16 protein-coding genes and 1 riboswitch are annotated in these 17,147 nt (G+C 72.4%); of the genes, 9 read left to right on the forward strand and 7 right to left on the reverse strand.

The window, feature by feature from the left end:
• Nucleotides 1-114 precede the first annotated feature (114 nt).
• Together ACP4J3_RS28300 and ACP4J3_RS28305 are read left to right on the forward strand one after the other, a co-directional pair.
• Nucleotides 115-1,218 carry a sensor histidine kinase gene (locus ACP4J3_RS28300; protein ID WP_426538880.1) on the forward strand — a complete coding sequence of 368 codons (1,104 nt, stop codon included), beginning with the start codon at nt 115-117 and terminating at the stop codon, nt 1,216-1,218.
• On the forward strand, nt 1,215-1,907 hold the full coding sequence (locus ACP4J3_RS28305; protein ID WP_426538881.1) for a response regulator: 693 nt from the start codon (nt 1,215-1,217) through the stop codon (nt 1,905-1,907). The genes ACP4J3_RS28300 and ACP4J3_RS28305 overlap by 4 nt, the downstream gene beginning before the upstream one ends.
• Here ACP4J3_RS28305 and meaB read toward each other — a convergent pair.
• Genes meaB through ACP4J3_RS28320 form a run of 3 tightly spaced genes read right to left on the reverse strand, consistent with a single transcriptional unit; the run spans nt 1,853 to nt 6,842 of the window.
• Nucleotides 1,853-2,881, reverse strand: coding sequence for a methylmalonyl Co-A mutase-associated GTPase MeaB (gene meaB, locus ACP4J3_RS28310; RefSeq protein ID WP_426538882.1), 1,029 nt, complete (start codon nt 2,879-2,881; stop codon nt 1,853-1,855). The two genes, ACP4J3_RS28305 and meaB, sit on opposite strands and share 55 nt — an antisense overlap.
• The gene (gene scpA / locus ACP4J3_RS28315; RefSeq protein ID WP_426538883.1) at nt 2,878-5,040 is read right to left on the reverse strand and encodes a methylmalonyl-CoA mutase; all 2,163 of its coding nucleotides are present in this window, start codon (nt 5,038-5,040) and stop codon (nt 2,878-2,880) included. Before scpA ends, meaB begins: the two co-directional genes overlap by 4 nt.
• Nucleotides 5,040-6,842, reverse strand: a complete 1,803-nt coding sequence (locus ACP4J3_RS28320) for a methylmalonyl-CoA mutase family protein (protein WP_426538884.1) — start codon at nt 6,840-6,842, stop codon at nt 5,040-5,042. Before ACP4J3_RS28320 ends, scpA begins: the two co-directional genes overlap by 1 nt.
• A 187-nt stretch (nt 6,843-7,029) precedes the next feature.
• Here ACP4J3_RS28320 and ACP4J3_RS28325 point away from each other — a divergent pair, with 187 nt between their 5' ends.
• Nucleotides 7,030-8,088: an enoyl-CoA hydratase/isomerase family protein gene (locus tag ACP4J3_RS28325; protein ID WP_426538885.1), complete on the forward strand. Its 1,059-nt coding sequence runs from the start codon at nt 7,030-7,032 to the stop codon at nt 8,086-8,088.
• A 60-nt stretch (nt 8,089-8,148) separates the two neighbouring features.
• Here ACP4J3_RS28325 and ACP4J3_RS28330 read toward each other — a convergent pair whose 3' ends face one another.
• The gene (locus ACP4J3_RS28330; protein ID WP_426538886.1) at nt 8,149-8,889 is read right to left on the reverse strand and encodes a class I SAM-dependent methyltransferase; all 741 of its coding nucleotides are present in this window, start codon (nt 8,887-8,889) and stop codon (nt 8,149-8,151) included.
• Nucleotides 8,890-9,072: 183 nt separating this feature from the next.
• Nucleotides 9,073-9,260, forward strand: a riboswitch (cobalamin riboswitch).
• 56 nt (nt 9,261-9,316) lie between these two features.
• Here ACP4J3_RS28330 and ACP4J3_RS28335 point away from each other — a divergent pair.
• From ACP4J3_RS28335 to ACP4J3_RS28350, 4 genes are read left to right on the forward strand one after another with little or no spacing between them, the layout of a single operon-like run.
• Nucleotides 9,317-10,348: an ABC transporter substrate-binding protein gene (locus ACP4J3_RS28335; protein ID WP_426538887.1), complete on the forward strand. Its 1,032-nt coding sequence runs from the start codon at nt 9,317-9,319 to the stop codon at nt 10,346-10,348.
• The gene (locus ACP4J3_RS28340; RefSeq protein WP_426538888.1) at nt 10,345-11,358 is read left to right on the forward strand and encodes a FecCD family ABC transporter permease; all 1,014 of its coding nucleotides are present in this window, start codon (nt 10,345-10,347) and stop codon (nt 11,356-11,358) included. The genes ACP4J3_RS28335 and ACP4J3_RS28340 overlap by 4 nt, the downstream gene beginning before the upstream one ends.
• Entirely contained in the window at nt 11,355-12,128 is a 774-nt protein-coding gene (locus ACP4J3_RS28345; RefSeq protein ID WP_426538889.1) for an ABC transporter ATP-binding protein, read from the forward strand. Before ACP4J3_RS28340 ends, ACP4J3_RS28345 begins: the two co-directional genes overlap by 4 nt.
• 1 nt (nt 12,129) lies before the next feature.
• A complete protein-coding gene (locus ACP4J3_RS28350; RefSeq protein WP_426538890.1) occupies nt 12,130-12,528 on the forward strand; it encodes a (2Fe-2S) ferredoxin domain-containing protein in 399 nt (132 codons plus the stop codon).
• A 427-nt stretch (nt 12,529-12,955) separates the two neighbouring features.
• Here the strand turns inward: ACP4J3_RS28350 and ACP4J3_RS28355 are convergent, their stop codons facing one another.
• Nucleotides 12,956-13,636, reverse strand: coding sequence for a YHS domain-containing protein (locus ACP4J3_RS28355; RefSeq protein ID WP_426538891.1), 681 nt, complete (start codon nt 13,634-13,636; stop codon nt 12,956-12,958).
• Between the two features lie 206 nt (nt 13,637-13,842).
• Between ACP4J3_RS28355 and ACP4J3_RS28360 the strand changes: the two genes are divergently transcribed.
• Nucleotides 13,843-14,175, forward strand: a complete 333-nt coding sequence (locus ACP4J3_RS28360) for a hypothetical protein (RefSeq protein WP_426538892.1) — start codon at nt 13,843-13,845, stop codon at nt 14,173-14,175.
• An 80-nt stretch (nt 14,176-14,255) separates the two neighbouring features.
• On the opposite strand, the gene ACP4J3_RS28365 is transcribed toward ACP4J3_RS28360, so the two are convergent.
• Together ACP4J3_RS28365 and ACP4J3_RS28370 are read right to left on the reverse strand one after the other, a co-directional pair.
• Nucleotides 14,256-14,792 carry a hypothetical protein gene (locus tag ACP4J3_RS28365; protein WP_426538893.1) on the reverse strand — a complete coding sequence of 179 codons (537 nt, stop codon included), beginning with the start codon at nt 14,790-14,792 and terminating at the stop codon, nt 14,256-14,258.
• A gap of 567 nt (nt 14,793-15,359) precedes the next feature.
• Nucleotides 15,360-15,881: a nitroreductase family deazaflavin-dependent oxidoreductase gene (locus tag ACP4J3_RS28370; RefSeq protein WP_426538894.1), complete on the reverse strand. Its 522-nt coding sequence runs from the start codon at nt 15,879-15,881 to the stop codon at nt 15,360-15,362.
• 169 nt (nt 15,882-16,050) lie between these two features.
• On the opposite strand from ACP4J3_RS28370, the gene ACP4J3_RS28375 reads away from it, so the two are divergent.
• Nucleotides 16,051-17,139, forward strand: a complete 1,089-nt coding sequence (locus tag ACP4J3_RS28375) for a PP2C family protein-serine/threonine phosphatase (protein ID WP_426538895.1) — start codon at nt 16,051-16,053, stop codon at nt 17,137-17,139.
• Nucleotides 17,140-17,147 lie beyond the last annotated feature (8 nt).

Here is a 17,147-nt window from a genome sequence, read left to right on the forward strand (position 1 = left end):
TGGGTCCGCGGCGGCCGGGCGGGCCGGTGAGCCGCACTACTACGCCGGGAGTAGTGCGGGAGCCGTCCACAGGGCTGACGTCACTGTCGGTGGCACGGTCTAGTGTGCGGGCATATGAGCGGGCACCGAATCACACGCGAGCGGCTCGCCGATCTGGCCGTCGCGGTCGTGGTCGGCGCGATCACCGTGCTCGCCGCCGTGGCGGACGACCGCGCCGGGCTCCTCGACTGGGCGCTGATCCTCGCCGGTTCGCTGGCCCTGGCCGCGCACCGCACCGCCCCGCGCGTGGTGCTCGCCGTCACCGCCGGCTGCCTGCTCGCCGACGTCTTTCACACCGGGCCCGCGAGCGCCCTGGCCATCCCCGTCGTCGGCGCCGTGCACACGGCCTCGAGGTCCGGGCACCGGGGCACGGCCGCGGCGGCGGCCGCCGTCTTCCTCGGTGGATACGCGACGGCGGGCTCGGCGGCCTCGGACGTGGTGCGCGAGACCCTGCTGCTCGCCGGGTGGTTCCTGTGCGCGGTCGTGACCGGTCTCGCCGACCGCAACTGGCAGGCGTATCTGCGCCAGACCGAGCAGCGCGCGCTGGAGGCCGAACGCACCCGCGAGGAGGCGGCACTGCGCCGGGCGGGCGAGGAACGCCTGCGCATAGCCAGGGAGCTGCACGACTCCCTCACCCACAGCATCTCGATCGTCAAGCTCCAGGCCGGCGTCGCCGTCCATCTCGCCCGCAAGCGCGGCGAGGAGGTGCCGCCCGCGCTGCTGGCCATCCAGGAGGCGAGCGGCGAGGCCATGCGCGAGCTGCGGGCCACGCTGGAGGTGCTGCGCACCGACGAGCCGACCGGCTCACCCGCGCTGCTCGTGGAGCGGGCGCGGGCGGCCGGGCTCGCGGTCGAGCTGACGGTGACGGGCGACGAGCGGCCACTGGCCGCCGCGGTCGACCGGGCCATGTACCGCATCGTCCAGGAGGCGCTCACCAACGCGGCGCGGCACGCGGGCCCGGCGAAGGTCGGCGTGCGACTCGACTACGGCGAGGGCGACTTGACGATACGCGTCGAGGACGACGGCACCGCCGACCCGGCCCGCCCGCCCACGCCCGGCATCGGCCTGACCGGAATGCGCGAGCGCGTCGCGGCCCTCGGCGGCACACTGGACGCGGCCCCGCGCGAGGACGGCGGATTCGCGGTGCGGGCCCGGCTGCCGTTGGGGGAGGCGGGATGACGGACCGGGCGATCAGGGTGGCGCTCGTCGACGACCAGGCGCTGATGCGGGCGGGCTTCAGGGCCCTGCTGGAGGCCGAGGACTGCATCGAGGTGGTCGGCGAGGCGAGCGACGGCGAACGGGGCCTGGAGCTGATCCGCGCCCACGTCCCCGACATCGCGCTGATCGACGTGCAGATGCCGGTGATGACGGGCATCGAGGCGACCCGCCACATCGCAGCGGACCCGGCGCTTTCGGCGGTCCGCGTGGTGATCCTCACCAACTACGGCCACGACGAGTACGTCTTCGAGGCGCTGCGGGCCGGCGCGAGCGGCTTCCTGCTGAAGGACACCGAGCCGGCCGACCTGCTCCAGGCCATCGAGGTGGTGGCCCGCGGCGAGGCCCTGCTGTCCCCGGCGGTGACCCGCACCCTCATCGGCGAGTTCGTCTCCCGCCCTCCGGACCGGGCCACGGCACCGGGCCTGGAGTGCCTGACCCGTCGTGAACGCGAGGTGACGGCGCTGGCGGCACGCGGCCTGACCAACGAGGAGATCGCCGAGCACATGGTGATCAGCCCGTTCACGGCCAAGACCCACATCAGCAGGGCGATGACCAAGCTGGGGGCGCGGGACCGGGCCCAACTCGTCGTGTTCGCCTACGAGTCGGGACTGGTGGCGCCGCGGAGCGCCGACCCGGCGGCGTCCGGCTGAGAGCCCGTGAACGCCGCGAGGATCCGCTCGGCGGCCAGCGTCGCCGTCAACGCGCCGTCCCTGACCTGCTGTTCGAGCGTCGGTGCGACGGCCCGTACGGCCGGGTCGGCGTGCAGCCGGCCCAGCAGCTCCTCGCGGACCATGGTCCAGGTCCAGTCGACCTGCTGCTCACGCCGCTTGGCGGCGAGCCGGCCGGTGGAGTCGAGCAGGGTCCGGTGCTGTTCGAGGCGGTCCCAGACGGTGTCCAGGCCGATCGACTCCCGCCCGCTGCAGTGCAGCACGGGCGGCGTCCAGGCGGCGTCCTTGCCGTGCATCAGACGCAGGGCACCGGCCAGTTCCCGGGCCGCGGCGCGGGCGTCGCGCTCGTGCGGGCCGTCGGCCTTGTTGACGGCGAGCACGTCGGCCAGCTCCAGGACGCCCTTCTTGATGCCCTGCAACTGATCGCCCGTGCGGGCCAGCGTCAGCAGCAGGAAGGAGTCGACCATGTTCGCGACCGCGGTCTCGGACTGTCCGACGCCGACCGTCTCCACCAGGATCACGTCGTAGCCGGCCGCCTCCATCACCACGATCGACTCCCGGGTGGCCTTGGCGACCCCGCCCAGTGTGCCCGCCGTGGGGGAGGGACGGATGAAGGCCGCCGGATCGACCGCCAGGCGCTCCATCCGCGTCTTGTCGCCCAGGATCGACCCGCCCGTCCGGCTGGAGGACGGATCGACGGCCAGCACCGCCACCCGGTGGCCCAGCGCGGTGAGCATGGTGCCGAAGGCGTCGATGAAGGTCGACTTCCCGACCCCCGGCACCCCGCTGACCCCGATCCGCCGCGCCTTCCCGCTGTGCGGCAGCAGCTCGGTCAGCAACCGCTGTGCCAGCACCCGGTGTTGCGGACGGGTGGACTCGACAAGGGTGATGGCGCGCGCGACGATCGCCCGCTTCCCGTCGAGGACCCCCTTCACATACGCGTCGAGGTCGATCACAGCTCGTGCCCGAGGTCGGCTCCCAGCCGCCGCACGAGGTCGTACGCGGCGTCCGGGATCACCGTCCCGGGCGGGAACACGGCCGCCGCGCCCATCTCGAGGAGCGTGGCCACGTCCTGCGGCGGGATCACTCCGCCGACCACGATCATGATGTCCTCGCGGCCCTCCTCGGCGAGCTGTTCCTTCAGCGCCGGTACGAGGGTGAGGTGACCGGCGGCCAGCGACGACACCCCGACGATGTGCACGTCCGCCTCGACGGCCTGCCGGGCCACCTCGGCCGGGGTCTGGAACAGCGGGCCGACGTCCACGTCGAAGCCGAGGTCGGCGAACGCGGTCGCGATCACCTTCTGGCCCCGGTCGTGGCCGTCCTGGCCCATCTTGGCGACCAGGATGCGCGGACGGCGCCCCTCGGCCTCCTCGAAGTCGGACACGAGGGTGCGGGTGCGGTCCACGTTCGGGGACTCTCCGGCTTCGTTGCGGTACACGCCGGTGATGGTACGGATCTGGCTCGCGTGCCGCCCGTACACCTTTTCCAGGGCGTCGGAGATCTCGCCGACGGTGGCCTTGGCGCGGGCGGCGTTCACGGCCAGCTCCAGCAGATTGCCCTCGCCGCCGGCGGCCCGGGTGAGCGCGTCGAGCGCGTCCTGACAGGCCCGCTCGTCCCGCTCCGCGCGCAGCCGCCGCAGCTTGTCGATCTGCTGGGCGCGGACGGCGGAGTTGTCGACCTTGAGGACCTCGATCGCCTCGTCGCTGTCCACCCGGTACTTGTTGACACCGATCACCGGCTGGCGCCCGGAGTCGATCCGGGCCTGGGTGCGGGCCGCGGCCTCCTCCACGCGCAGCTTGGGGAGGCCGGCGTCGATGGCCTGCGCCATGCCGCCCGCCTGCTCGACCTCCTGGATGTGCTGCCAGGCCCGGCGGGCGAGGTCGTACGTCAGCTTCTCGACGTAGGCGCTGCCGCCCCACGGGTCGATGACCCGGGTGGTGCCGGACTCCTGCTGGATCAGCAGCTGGGTGTTGCGGGCGATGCGCGCGGAGAAGTCGGTGGGCAGCGCGAGCGCCTCGTCGAGGGCGTTGGTGTGCAGCGACTGGGTGTGGCCCTGCGTCGCCGCCATCGCCTCGATGCACGTACGCGTGACGTTGTTGAACACGTCCTGCGCGGTCAGCGACCAGCCCGAGGTCTGCGAATGGGTGCGCAGCGACAGCGACTTGGCGTTCTGCGGGTCGAACTGCTGCACCAGCTTCGCCCACAGCAGCCGCGCCGCCCGCAGCTTGGCGATCTCCATGAAGAAGTTCATGCCGATCGCCCAGAAGAACGACAGCCGGGGCGCGAACGCGTCCACGTCCATCCCCGCTGCACGGCCCGCGCGGATGTACTCCACGCCGTCCGCGAGCGTGTACGCCAGCTCCAGGTCGGCCGTGGCCCCGGCCTCCTGGATGTGGTAGCCGGAGATGGAGATGGAGTTGTAGCGCGGCATCCGCTGCGAGGTGAAGGCGAAGATGTCGGAGATGATCCGCATCGACGGCTTCGGCGGATAGATGTAGGTGTTGCGGACCATGAACTCCTTGAGGATGTCGTTCTGAATGGTCCCGGCCAGCTTCTCGGGCGGTACGCCCTGTTCCTCCGCCGCCACGATGTACAGCGCCAGCACCGGCAGCACGGCGCCGTTCATCGTCATCGACACGGTCATCTTGTCCAGCGGGATGCCGTCGAAGAGCTGGCGCATGTCGTAGATCGAGTCGATCGCCACGCCCGCCATGCCGACGTCGCCCGTCACGCGCGGGTGGTCGCTGTCGTAACCCCGGTGCGTGGGCAGGTCGAAGGCGACCGACAGGCCCTTCTGGCCGGCCGCCAGGTTGCGCCGGTAGAAGGCGTTGGACTCCTCGGCGGTGGAGAAGCCCGCGTACTGGCGGATCGTCCAGGGCTGGTTGACGTACATCGTCGGGTAGGGTCCGCGCAGATATGGCGCCATGCCCGGGTAGGTGCCGAGGAAGTCCAGGCCCTCCAGGTCACGGCCGGTGTACAGCGGCTTGACCGCGATGCCCTCGGGGGTCTCCCAGAAGGTTCCGTCGCTCCCCGCGGCCTTCTGCCACGCGTCGGCGTCGACGTCGGCCCTCGGCTCCCCGAGTTCGATTCCGGAGAAGTCGGGGATTCCCATCAGGACACTCCCAAGCGGTCGAGGGTGGCGGACAGCACGGCGACGGCGTCACAGCCCGCGAAGACGTAACCGTCGACACCGGGGTGGTTCCCGGGCCGCCCGGCGAGGAACACATGCGAGGCGCCCGCGGCCTTCAACTGCCCGGCCACCGCCTCCGCCTGCTTCTCGTACACCGCGTCACTGGAGCACAGGCACACCTCGGTGGCGCCGCTCTCCTCGAAGGTGCCCTCGGTGACGGGCTCGATGCCGCCCGCCTGGAAGAGGTTCGAGGCGAAGGTGAGGCGCGCGGTGTGGGCGGCGGCCGGGCCGAGGGCGGCCAGGAAGATCCGGGGCCGGGAGCCGGTCGCGGCCAGGTGGGCGTCGGAGCGGGCGCGCAGGGCCTCGTACGCCTCGTCGCGGCGGACGCGGGGCAGGCCGCCGGACGGGGCCTCGGGCGCGGGCTCGCGCTCCACGGGCTGCTCGGCGAGGTGCGGGAACTCGCTGACGCCGGTGACGGGTTCGCGCCGCTTGGCGAGCTTGCCGGTGCGCGCCTCCCAGGTGTTGGCCAGGTCCTGGCCGAGGCGTCCGGAGCGCAATGCTGCTGCCTGACCGCCGATCCGCTCGATCCGCTGGAAGAACTCCCAGCCCGCGTGGGCCAGTTCGTCCGTCAGCCGCTCCACGTACCAGGAGCCGCCCGCCGGGTCGATCACGCGGGCGAGGTGCGACTCCTCGATGAGGATCGTCGAGGTGTTGCGGGCGATGCGCCGCGCGAACGCGTCCGGCAGGCCGAGCGCGTGGTCGAAGGGCAGCACCGTCACGGAGTCGGCGCCGCCGACCCCGGCGGCCAGCGTGGCGACCGTCGTGCGCAGCATGTTCACCCACGGGTCCCGGCGCGTCATCATCACCGGCGAGGTGACGGCGTGCTGCACCTGGGCGCTCGGCGCCCCGCACACCTCGGTGACCCGCGCCCACAGCTTGCGCGCGGCCCGCAGCTTGGCGACGGTCAGGAACTGGTCGGCGGTGGCCGCGTAGCGGAACTCCAGTTGCGCACAGGCCTGTTCGACCGGCAGCCCCGCCTCGGTCAGCTGGCGCAGATAGGCGACACCGGTCGCCAGCGAGGCGCCCAGCTCCTGGGCGGCCGAGCCACCGGCCTCGTGGTACGGCAGCGCGTCCACGGTCAGCGCCCGCAGCCCCGGGTATTCCTCGGCACACAGCCGCGCCAGCGAGGCGACAGGAGCGAACTGCGAGGACTCTCCGGTACGGGCCTGAAGGCCGAGCGGGTCGGCGCCGAGGTTGCCGCGCGCCGCCTCCTTGGCGACGCCGCGCTCCTCGTACAGCCGCAGCAGCTCGCGCGCGGCGGGCTCCACGTCGCCGCCCGCGTCGAGGACGACGGGGGCCAGGTCGAGGTAGACGCCGTCCAGGGCGCGGCGGAGGTCCGGCACCGGGATGCCGCCCTGGCCGAGGACCAGCCACAGCGAGGTGACGCCGTTCTCCAGGTCCGCGAGCACCACGCCGTCGGTGAGCGCCGTGTGCCGCTGGCGCACATCCCAGCCGCCGGCCGTGTTGCCCTCGGCGCGAGAGCCGCGGACGAACGGGGCGAACCCGGGCAGACCGGGGTCGGGCGCGGTGTCGCGCGCGGTGTACAGGGGGCGGGTGCGAAGCCCGTCCTCCAACGCAGTGGACAGGGCGTCCTCGGCGGCCGTACCCGAGACGTCCTTGCCCGACTTGCGCAGCACACCTGCCACCAGGTGTTGCCACTGCTCATGGGTTGCGTCAGGGAACTCGGCGGCCAGCGAGAGCCCGTCGTCAGGCAGGACCGTCATGCTCGGATGCTAGGTCAGATCGTCAAAGGAGCAGCAGTGGGCACGGCTGTGACCTTTCCCTCTTCCGCACTGTGACCTGGGTCTCCGGGTCGTAGTGTGGCACCCTCGGCGGTGGATTTACTAGGACGTCCAACTATATAACGGTGCCGGGAAGATCGTCCGTGACCTGGAAGGGGCCAACGAGATCATGAGCGCCGCCGAAGAGCCGGTCCTGCTGCACACCACCGGCCGGGCGGGCCGCATCATCCTCAACCGGCCGAGGGCCCTCAACGCCCTCACCCACGCGATGGTCCGCCGCATCGACGAGGCCCTCACCGCCTGGGAGCACGACCCGGCCGTCGAGACCGTCGTGATCACCGGCGCGGGCGAACGCGGCCTGTGTGCGGGCGGCGACATCCGCGCCATCCACGACGACGCGCGCGACGGCGACGGCACCGCCGCGGCCGCGTTCTGGCGCGACGAGTACCGCCTCAACGCCCGGATCGCCCGCTACCCCAAGCCGTACGTCGCCCTCATGGACGGCATCGTGATGGGCGGCGGCGTCGGCCTCTCCGCGCACGGCGCGTTCCGCGTGGTCACCGAGCGGTCCCGGATCGCCATGCCCGAGACCGGCATCGGCTTCGTCCCGGACGTCGGCGGCACCCATCTGCTCGGCCTCGCGCCGGGCGAACTGGGCACCCATCTCGCCCTCACCGGGGCGCAGATCGGGGCCCGGGACGCCATGCTGTGCGGGCTCGCCGACCACTACGTGCCGTCCGCCGCGCTCGGCGACCTGGTCGCCGACCTCGCCGAATCGCCCGTACGGGACGCGCTCGCCCGGCATGCGCGGCATTCCCCGCCCCCGGGCGAACTGGCCGAGTGGCGCGACTGGATCGACGCGTGCTACGCCGCCGACACCGTAGAGGCCATCGTCGATCGGCTGTTCACCTGCGGTGACCCGGCCGCCAAGGAGGCCGCCGAGACCCTGCTCGCCAAGTCGCCGACCGCCCTCAAGGTCACGCTGGCCGCGCTGCGCCGCGCCCGCCGGCTCGGCGCGCTGGAGCGGGTCCTGGACCAGGAGTTCCGCGTCTCCTGCGCGGCGCTGGCCTGCCCCGACCTGGTGGAGGGGGTCCGCGCCCAGATCATCGACAAGGACCGCGCCCCGCGCTGGTCGCCGGCCACCCTCCCCGAGGTCACGGAAGCCGACGTGGAGCGCTTCTTCGCGTCACTCGGCGAGCGCGAACTGGGGCTCGCCGTCGCCGGCTGACCGTGAGGAGATGGAGGAAATGACGGACTCGGAGCGGCTGATCGCCGGCCCGGACGGCCGTCAGGCGCGGCAGCGCAGCATCTCCAGTGGCGGGTTGGCGCGGAAGTCCGCCCAGAAGTCGGCGCCGTACTCGCGCAGGCCGGCCTCGGACACCTCCAGCGGGACCCAGGTCACCTCGCTGAATCCGGCCGCCCGCAGGGACGCTTCGTAGACCTCGCGGCGCGGGGCGGCGCTGATGATGCTGACCGGCGGGTCCAGCAGCGCCGTGACCCGGAAACGCGGCCCGGTCGCGGCTTCCTCGCCGGTCGGCTCACAGCGGAAGCCGTACTTCTCCAGCGACGACGGGTCGGGGCGGTAGTCGGGGGACTGGGCCAGCACGAAGAACTCGGCGCCGGGCAACAGGCTGCGGTGCACGTTGCGGCACATCCGCTCCATGGCGGCGACATCCTGGGCGTAGTTGAGCAACTGCACCCCCAGTGCGATGTCGAACTGCCGGTCCATCGGCCGCAGTTCGGTGACATCCCCCACCTCGTAGCGCACCCCGAGCGGCTCACGCGCCTCCAACTCGCGCGCCGCGGCCACCATTTCCCGGGAGATGTCGACGCCGAACACCTCCGCGGCGCCGCGCCGCATGAACTCCCTGCTGTAGAAGCCGGTGCCGGAGGCCAGGTCGAGGACCGCCTTGCCGCGCACGTCCCCGACCATGGCCAGGAAGCCGGGCACCTCCGCATACCGCGTCAGCGGCAGGGACTTGAAGCCCTCGAACGCCTCACCGATCTCGTCGTACTGCTGCACGCTCACCGCGTCGTCCTCCCGTGTGCATCGTCGATGCCCTCGGCGTCGGCCCCCGCGCCCCGGGACACACCGTGGCCTGTGGCGGGCAGTCTTCCCGCACCTCGGCGCAGGGCCGTACTGGCAGAAGCCACAAAGATCCGGACCTCGCCCCGGGTTCCCGTACAGGCGGGTGGGGCGGCCATACGGACTTGGTAGCCTCATCAGGCCAGTCGAGCCACAACCGAGGCCAGGGAATCCGGTGGGAATCCGGAACTGACGCGCAGCGGTGAGGGGGACGGGCGGGGCACGGCAGGTTCACAACGCCACTGGGAGACCGGGAAGGCGGCCCCGACCGGACGAACCCGAGTCCGAAGACCTGCTGGCACCTCACCGCCGCCCGGCGGGGAGGACGTCCGTAGGCCAGGCTCCGCGTACGAGCCCCGACACCCGAGGCATGCCCGTGCTCCGTACCCCCGCACTTCTCCTTGCGTCCGCCCTGCTGCTCACCGCATGCGGCGGCGGCGCCTCCGACGCGGACACCGCGAAGCCCGCCGGCGCGGGCTACCCCCGCACGATCGACAACTGCGGCCACAAGGTCACCCTGAAGTCCGCCCCGCGGCGCGTCGTCTCCCTCAACCAGGGCACCACCGAGATCCTGCTCTCCCTCGGCCTCGCCGACCGCATGGCGGGCACGGCGACCTGGACGGACCCGGTGATGAAGGGGCTGGAGAAGGCGAACGCGGCCGTGACCCGGCTGGCCGACGACAACCCCTCCTTCGAGAAGGTCCTGGACGCCGAACCCGACTTGGTCACCGCCTCGTTCGTCTCCACCCTCGGCAAGGGCGGCGTCGCCACCCGCGAGCAGTTCGAGAAGCTCGGCGTGCCCACGTACGTCTCGCCCTCCGACTGCTCGACGGGCAAGGACAACGACAGCGGCGGCGACGGATCGCGCAGCGAGCCGCTCACCCTCGACGCCGTGTACGGCGAGATCCGCGACCTGGCCCGTGCCTTCGGCGTCGACGAGCGCGGCGAGAAGCTCGTCGCCGAGCTGAGGCAGCGGGTGCGCGCGGCCACCGACGGGCTGCACGCCCCCGATGTCTCCCTCATGTACTGGTTCGCCAACTCCCAGTCGCCCTACCTCGCCGGCTGCTGCGGCGCGCCCGGCGCCATCACCCGCGCGGTCGGCGCGAAGAACGTCTTCTCCGACACCCACGACGAGTGGCCCCAGGTGGGATGGGAGACCGTCGCCGACCGCGACCCCGACGTCATCGTGATCGGCGACCTGACGCGCAGGCAGCAGACCGCCGAGAGCGCCCGCGCCAAGATCCGCTTCCTGGAGACCAACCCCGCCACCCGCAACCTGACCGCCGTGAAGGAGAAGCGGTACGTGCTGCTCAGCGGGCAGGCGATGAACCCGACCATCCGCACGGTCGAGGGGATCGAGAAGGTCGCCGCGGGGCTGCGCGACTTCGGGCTCGCCAAGTGAGCGTGCGCACCCTGGTGTTGACCGGCGGCGGACTGGCCGCGCTGCTCGCGTCGGTCGCCGTCGCGGTCACGATCGGGCCGGCCGACATCTCCACGGCCGACGTGTGGGCGTCCGTGGCCGCTCATCTCGGGCTCGGCGAGGGCGCGTTGGCGCCCCTGCGGGACGGCATCGTGTGGAACCTGCGGATGCCGCGCACCCTGCTCGCCGCCGTGTGCGGGGCCGGGCTTGCCGTGTGCGGGGCGGTCATGCAGTCGCTGCTGCGCAATCCGCTGGCCGACCCGTTCGTGCTCGGGGTGTCCTCCGGCGCGTCGACGGGGGCCGTCGCCGTCGTGGTGCTGGGAGTCGGCGGGGGAGCGGTGTCGCTGTCGGCCGGTGCCTTCCTCGGCGCGCTGCTCTCCTTCGCGATGGTGCTGCTGCTCAGCCATCTCCTCGGCGGCAGCACGGACCGGGTCGTGCTGTCCGGGGTGGCGGCCATGCAGCTCTTCTCCGCACTGACCTCGTTCATCGTGCTGACCTCCGCCGACGCCGAGACCACCCGGGGCGTGCTGTTCTGGCTGCTGGGCTCGCTCACCGGCGCCGACTGGGGGCAGGTGCTGCTGTGCACCGCCGTCCTGGCCCTGGTCCTCGCCGTCTGCCTCGGCTACGCCCGCACCCTGGACGCCTTCGCCTTCGGTGACGACGCCGCAGCCGGGCTCGGCGTCCGCGTCGCCCGCACTCGGCTGGTGCTGCTCTGCGGAACCGCGCTGCTCACCGCCGCGCTGGTGAGCAGCGCCGGCGCGATCGGCTTCGTCGGCCTGGTCCTGCCGCATCTCACCCGCGCCCTGACCGGCTCCGGCCACGCCCGCCTGCTGCCGGTCACGGCGCTGACCGGAGCCGTGTTCCTGGTGTGGGTGGACACCGCCGCCCGCACCCTCCTCGACCCCCAGGAGGTCCCGGTGGGCGTGGTCACGTCCCTCATCGGCGTACCGGCGTTCGTGGCCGTGCTCTACCGGGGACGGAGGAAGGCATGACGAGCCTGCGGGCCCAGGGTGTCGTACGGCGTGTCGCCGGCCGGGTCATTGTCGACGGCGTCACCCTCGCCCTGCGCCCCGGCGAGACCGTCGGCCTGCTCGGACCCAACGGCTCCGGAAAGTCGACGCTGCTCAGACTCCTCGCCGGCGTCCTCGCACCCACCGCCGGGGTCGTCACCCTGGACGGACGCCCGCTCGGCGACGTCGGCCGCCGTGCCGCCGCCCGGCGCGTCGCCACCGTCGAGCAGGACGCCCACACCCAGACCGAACTCACCGTCCGCGACGTCGTCGCCCTGGGCCGCATCCCGCACCGCCGCGCCTGGACCCCGGCCACGGCCGCCGACGCCGAGGCGGTCCGCGCGGCCCTGGAGCGCACCGGACTGACCGACCGGGCCGGCCAGTCCTGGCACACCCTGTCCGGAGGCGAACGCCAGCGCGCCCAGATCGCCCGCGCGCTCGCCCAGGAACCCCGCGAACTCCTCCTCGACGAACCCACCAACCACCTCGACATCCAGCACCAACTCGACCTGCTGGACCTCGTCGCGGCCCTCCCGGTCACCACCGTGATCGCCCTGCACGACCTCAACCTCGCCGCGATGTACTGCGACCGCCTGCTCGTCCTGCACGCCGGCCGCGCGGTCGCCGAGGGCACCCCGGCCGAGGTCCTCACCCCCACCCTCATCGAGCAGGTCTACGGCGTCCGCGCCGAGGTCACCGACGACCCCGGCCACCCGGTGATCCGCTACCTTCGGCCGGCCGGGCGGTGCTGACGTGCCGACACCGCCCGAACAGCCCGTACCCAGCCGGATCGTGGTCTGCCGGGACTGCTGCTGCGGGACCCCGAAGGTGCCCGGGGTCGATCACGCCCAGCAGACCGCGCGCCTCGCCGAGCACGCGCCGGTGCGCATCTCCGACTGCCTCGGCGTGTGCGAACACGCCAACGTGATCGTCGTCCAGCCCTCCGCCGCCGGCCGCGCCGCGGGCGCCCGCCCCGTCTGGCTCGGCCTCGTCAACGACCTCGACGCCACCGAGGACATCCTCACCTGGGTCCGCTCCGGCGGCCCCGGTGTCGTACCCTGCCCCGACATCCTCGACCTCTACACCTTCACCCCGCCCGGGCGGGCCAGACCGAAGCCGGGAACCACCGCCGAGGCCCAGCCGGACGACTGAGGCGGCCAGGGCGGGGGCCTCGGGTGCCGTTGCTCAGGGCTGCGGCGAAGGCCGGGGGCCGCTCGCAGGCCGGGACGGGGAGCCGTGAGCGACGGCATTCGGTGGCTGATCGACGGGATTCGGTGGCTGATCGGGCACGCGGGGAGGGGCCCGATGGTCGGCGCGGTCTTCGCCGGGCGACGGAGCCGGGGGCCCGTGACGGGGCGCCGCGCTACATCGAGAACAACGCCCACCGCCGTGCGGGAGGCCGCGTGTATAGGGCCGGTGCTCAAGCGGCTGTGGGAGCAGGGTGCGTGGGGATCCGGTGACGGTGCGGGCGGCCCGGCATGACGACGCATGTGTCACGGCGTTCGTGCAGAAAGCCCAACCACGGTGTCCGGGCCAACGACCCGTACCCGGAGACCAACTGCTTCGAGCCGCCCCACGGTCACTGAACGACCTCGTCCCGGCGGTTCTCCTCGAGCGATACGCCATGCTCCTCGGCGAAGATCCGCCGGCACTGGCCGTGGCAGAAGCCGTGGACGGTGCCGTCGTACTCCAGGGTGAGGTCGGTGGTGTTCAGGTCCACGGTCATGCCGCACACCGGGTCGACGACATGGCCCGGCGGCAGGTCCGCGGTGGACCTGCGGGCGATGGCGTCGCGGTGCGGGGCGGTGAGGTGGCGGATGAGGTCCAGGCTCCCCATGGCGCGGCCCAGTACGCCGAGGCTGCCTTCGGTGACGCCGATGACATGGATCCACGCATGCGGCTCGTGCCGCAGCCGGTCGGGGTCGCGGCCGGCCGCCTTCTCGGCCTCCGCCAGGGCCTGGGTGAGGCAATCGATGACATGGCCGCTCATGTCCTTGCGCCAGGCGGCCGGTGCGCTGACCCGCACCACGTAACGGGGCGGGTCGGCGGGATCCACCGACTGCCGTCCGCCCACCACCCAGGTCGTCGGCTCGTGGATCAGTACTTGCGTCCAGGACCGGGCCGCTTCGAGGACTTCGGGGGCATGGGAGTCGTCCGGCTGGTCGGACGCCATGAGTAGCTCGATCATCCGGCGGGCCAGCCACTCGCGCTGTGCGGAGTCCAAGGCGCCCGGGGGTGCGAAGAGTTCGATGAGAATCACCCTCTCAGGCTGTCCCCGAGCACTGCCGTCGGGCGTCGCCCCGAGGGCGTCACTCGGGGCTACTCCCCGGGGAGTGGCGGGGCTACTACGCGCGGAGTACCGCCGAGACGGGGGCGTGCGCTGTCCGTCCGGCGTGCCGCCATGCGGCGGTCGGCGGGGTGCCGCGCGCCCGCGATCGGCACGATTCCAGAAGTAGGCTCGTGCCCATGGACGTGTTCTTACCGTTCCTGGTGCTGGTCGCGGGAGGCATCGTCGCGCTGGGCGCCTTCGTGTTCCTTGCGGATCGTGTTCTGCTGGCGATGGAGGCCCGGGGCTGGATCTACTGGCGCAAGACCAAGAGCCTGTCGTCGATCGGTGTCGACCTGATCCAGGAGGGCGACCCCGGGGCCCAGGCCGTCAAGCGCGCCATGGAGCAGGAGCGCGTACGCAAGAACGTCAGGCCGGCACAAGACCCGCCCTTCCTGGTGAACCTGGACGCGGGCACGGTGCGCATCCGCCAGCCCGGCGGCGAGGGGCAAGAACCGACATCGCCTTCCTGATCAGGCACCACGTCACTCAGCGTCTGGGAATGCGGGTGTTCCAGCGGCGAACCCGGCCCGTGGCGGAGGGCCGCCGGCTCCTATTCGACGGAGGCGACGGGCGAGGACGGCTCCGTCGCGGACCGGGACGGGAAGTCGGTTGCCGTGGGCGGCTCGTGTCGGGCTCGCTCCGACTGCTGCACGGTGATGTCGTCCAGCCCGCCGTCCGGGGCACCCGCTGCGGTGGACAACCAGGACCAGGCCCCTACGGCCACGGCGATCGCGGCCGCCGTGGCGAGCACGCGAACGACCCGCCGGGCTCTGGCTCGGCCGTCGAGGTCCCGCCAGGCCGGTCCGGACCGGTACTCCTCCGGCTGCCACAGCTCGCCGACCGCGTCGGACTCGGCGGCCGTCGGCGTGTGGTGCCGCAGCCGCTTGCGCTCCGGTGTCCCGTCCAGGGGGTGGGGCCGGGGGCGCCGCCCCAGCGCCCGTTCCTGCGCGGAGGGTTCCCTGGGGGCGGATGTGCGGATGGCACGCTCGTCGTCCGTGAGGAACTTCAGCCATATCTCCTCGGAGCCGGACGCGCCGCCGTCCCGCTCCTCGGGCGTCCCGTCGCTGCCTGTACCGGGTCTGGTCACGGCCCCGTTCTCCCCTCGCGCGCGCACTGTGAACAGCGCCGCCTCACTCCTGTGCGCACACAGTCTGCCGTCGCTCGTGCCTCGGCCGGTAACGCCGGGTGCGGGCAACCTTGTTCGGGACAGCGCCCCGCTGCGGCGCTCGTGAGCACAGGCGCCGGAATGACGTCCTCGGCCGCGGCCGAGGAACTGTGGGAGGGGGGCCGGCGACGGCCGGTGTGGCGTGCCGTGCCGCGTAACCTTGCCGATATCACTCCTGGGCGCCGCACGGCGATCGATCGCCGGCTCCCCCTCGCCCGATCATTGCAGAGTGCAAAAACAGATCGCCAGGTGTTCCCGCCGATTTTCACAAGTGGCCTCGATGCCCCGCCGGAGGAAGGCCGAGGAAGCCGTGGACCTTACGAGGGCCTGACATGATCGAGGAAAGCCTGTGCCCCGCCTGACTCGTGGGCCACTCTGGTACTGCCCGACGGCCGGGTCGACGGCGACTGCGGCCGCTGGAGCGTGTCGCCGCGGTGTAAGGGAAAGCGGCCACTGCGGCACGGCGCCCCGGACTCCGTGTCCGGGGCGTCACGCGCGTCCGCGTGTGTGCCCGCGCTGTCCGAGGGCGGCCTCCAGCCGGACGAACGGGATGGACCTGCCCGCCTCGCGGAACGACGCCTTGCCGCCGTCGGCGGGCAGTCCCATGAACGCGCACAGGCGCAGTGCCGTGCGCGGGTGCCGGTGCGCGTAGCCGACCATGACCTCGGCGCCCTCGTCGGGCGGGAGGAAGCGGGCGGTGACGGCGTGCGGACGGTTGCCGAACTGGATGAGCGTCTTGGGCTCCTCGCGCAGGTTCCGGTACCAGTCGGCCTCCGGCCCGAAACTGCAGGCGACGGTCCAACTCCGGTCGACCGGCTCGTAGGACATCACTTCCAGCACTACCATGCGGTCGAGCCCGGTCGCGCGGCCGGTGTGGTGCAGCAGGAGAAACCGTTTCCCGAACAGGGGCCCAAGTCCCGCGCGAAAGAGCAGGATCGGCAGCCGCGCTGCCTGTCTCCGCCATCCGGTGGGGGGTTGAGGGCGGCGGCGTGCGGTGTCTCTCTGCGTCATGGTCGCCTTCCGCGGGTCGGGAATGTCGGCTCTCGGACTCGATTGGGTAAAGGACCGGAGTTGAGAGCCGTGTCACCCGGACCACCTTTGCATAGTCTAAAGGTGGGGGAGGGGCGCCCGCAGTGGCAAGGGGCGGCTCTCGAGTGCCGCGACACTGCTGGAGTACTTCATGACCGACAAGAAGTCGCCATCGAGCCGGACCGTGCTGTCCTCCATGCCGGTCGTGGTGATGGCGATGGTGGCGGTCGCGGACGTGGTGGCGGGGCCGGGAGTGGGGTTCCTCCCGCTCGTGTCGCTCGGTCCCGCCTTCTCGGGGCTGGTCGGGGGATGGCGCCGTACGGTGGTCTTCGGGCTGGTGGCGCTGGTGCTGTGCGTGGGTCTCGGGCTGTACGACGGGCTGTTCGAGGAGCGCCGGGGGTTCACCGCCATGGCCGCGGTGGCCGGTGTGACCGCCATCGGCGTCGCGGCGGCCGTGATGCGCTCGCGCCGGGAAGCGGAGCTGGCCAGCGTGCGGTCGATCGCGGAGGTCGCGCAGCGGGTGCTGCTGCGGCCGGTGCCGTTGACCGCGGGGCCGCTGCAGGCGGCGGTGTCGTACACGTCGGCCGTCGCCGAGGCGCGCATCGGAGGCGACCTGTACGAGGTCGTCGCCTCGCCGCACGGCATCCGGGTCATCGTGGGCGACGTCCAGGGCAAGGGCCTGGCCGCGGTGGAGACGGCGGCCCTCGTCCTCGGCGCATTCCGGGAGGCCGCCCACGAGGAACCCGACCTGGTCGGGCTCGGCGAACGCCTGGAGCGGAGCGTGGCCCGGGAGCTGGAGGGTGAGAAGTTCGTCACCGCGATCCTCGCCGAGATCGGCACCCGCCACGAGGCCGTCTTCCTCAACTACGGCCATCCGGCCCCGATGGTCGTACGCCGGGACGGCGCCGTCGACTTCCCGAAGCCGCCCACCTATGCCCTTCCGCTGGGCCTCGGTGCGCACGGGACCGAGGGCCCGAAGCCCTATCGGGTGGACTTCGCCCCCGGCGAACAACTCCTGCTGTACACCGACGGGGTCACCGAAGCCCGTGACGACGAGGGGCGCTTCTATCCCGTCGGTGAGCGGGCGCACCTGCTGAAGGATCCCCATGCGCACCGCGCCCTGGAGGCCCTGCGCGCGGATCTCGCCCAGCACTCCGGCGGACCGCCCCACGACGACGCCGCCATGCTCCTGCTGCGCTACCACGGTCATGAGGAAGGAAAATCTGTTCCCACCGCGTGAGTGAACAG

It is taken from the genome of Streptomyces sp. UG1 (assembly GCF_049974585.1).
In the GTDB taxonomy this organism is placed as follows: domain Bacteria; phylum Actinomycetota; class Actinomycetes; order Streptomycetales; family Streptomycetaceae; genus Streptomyces.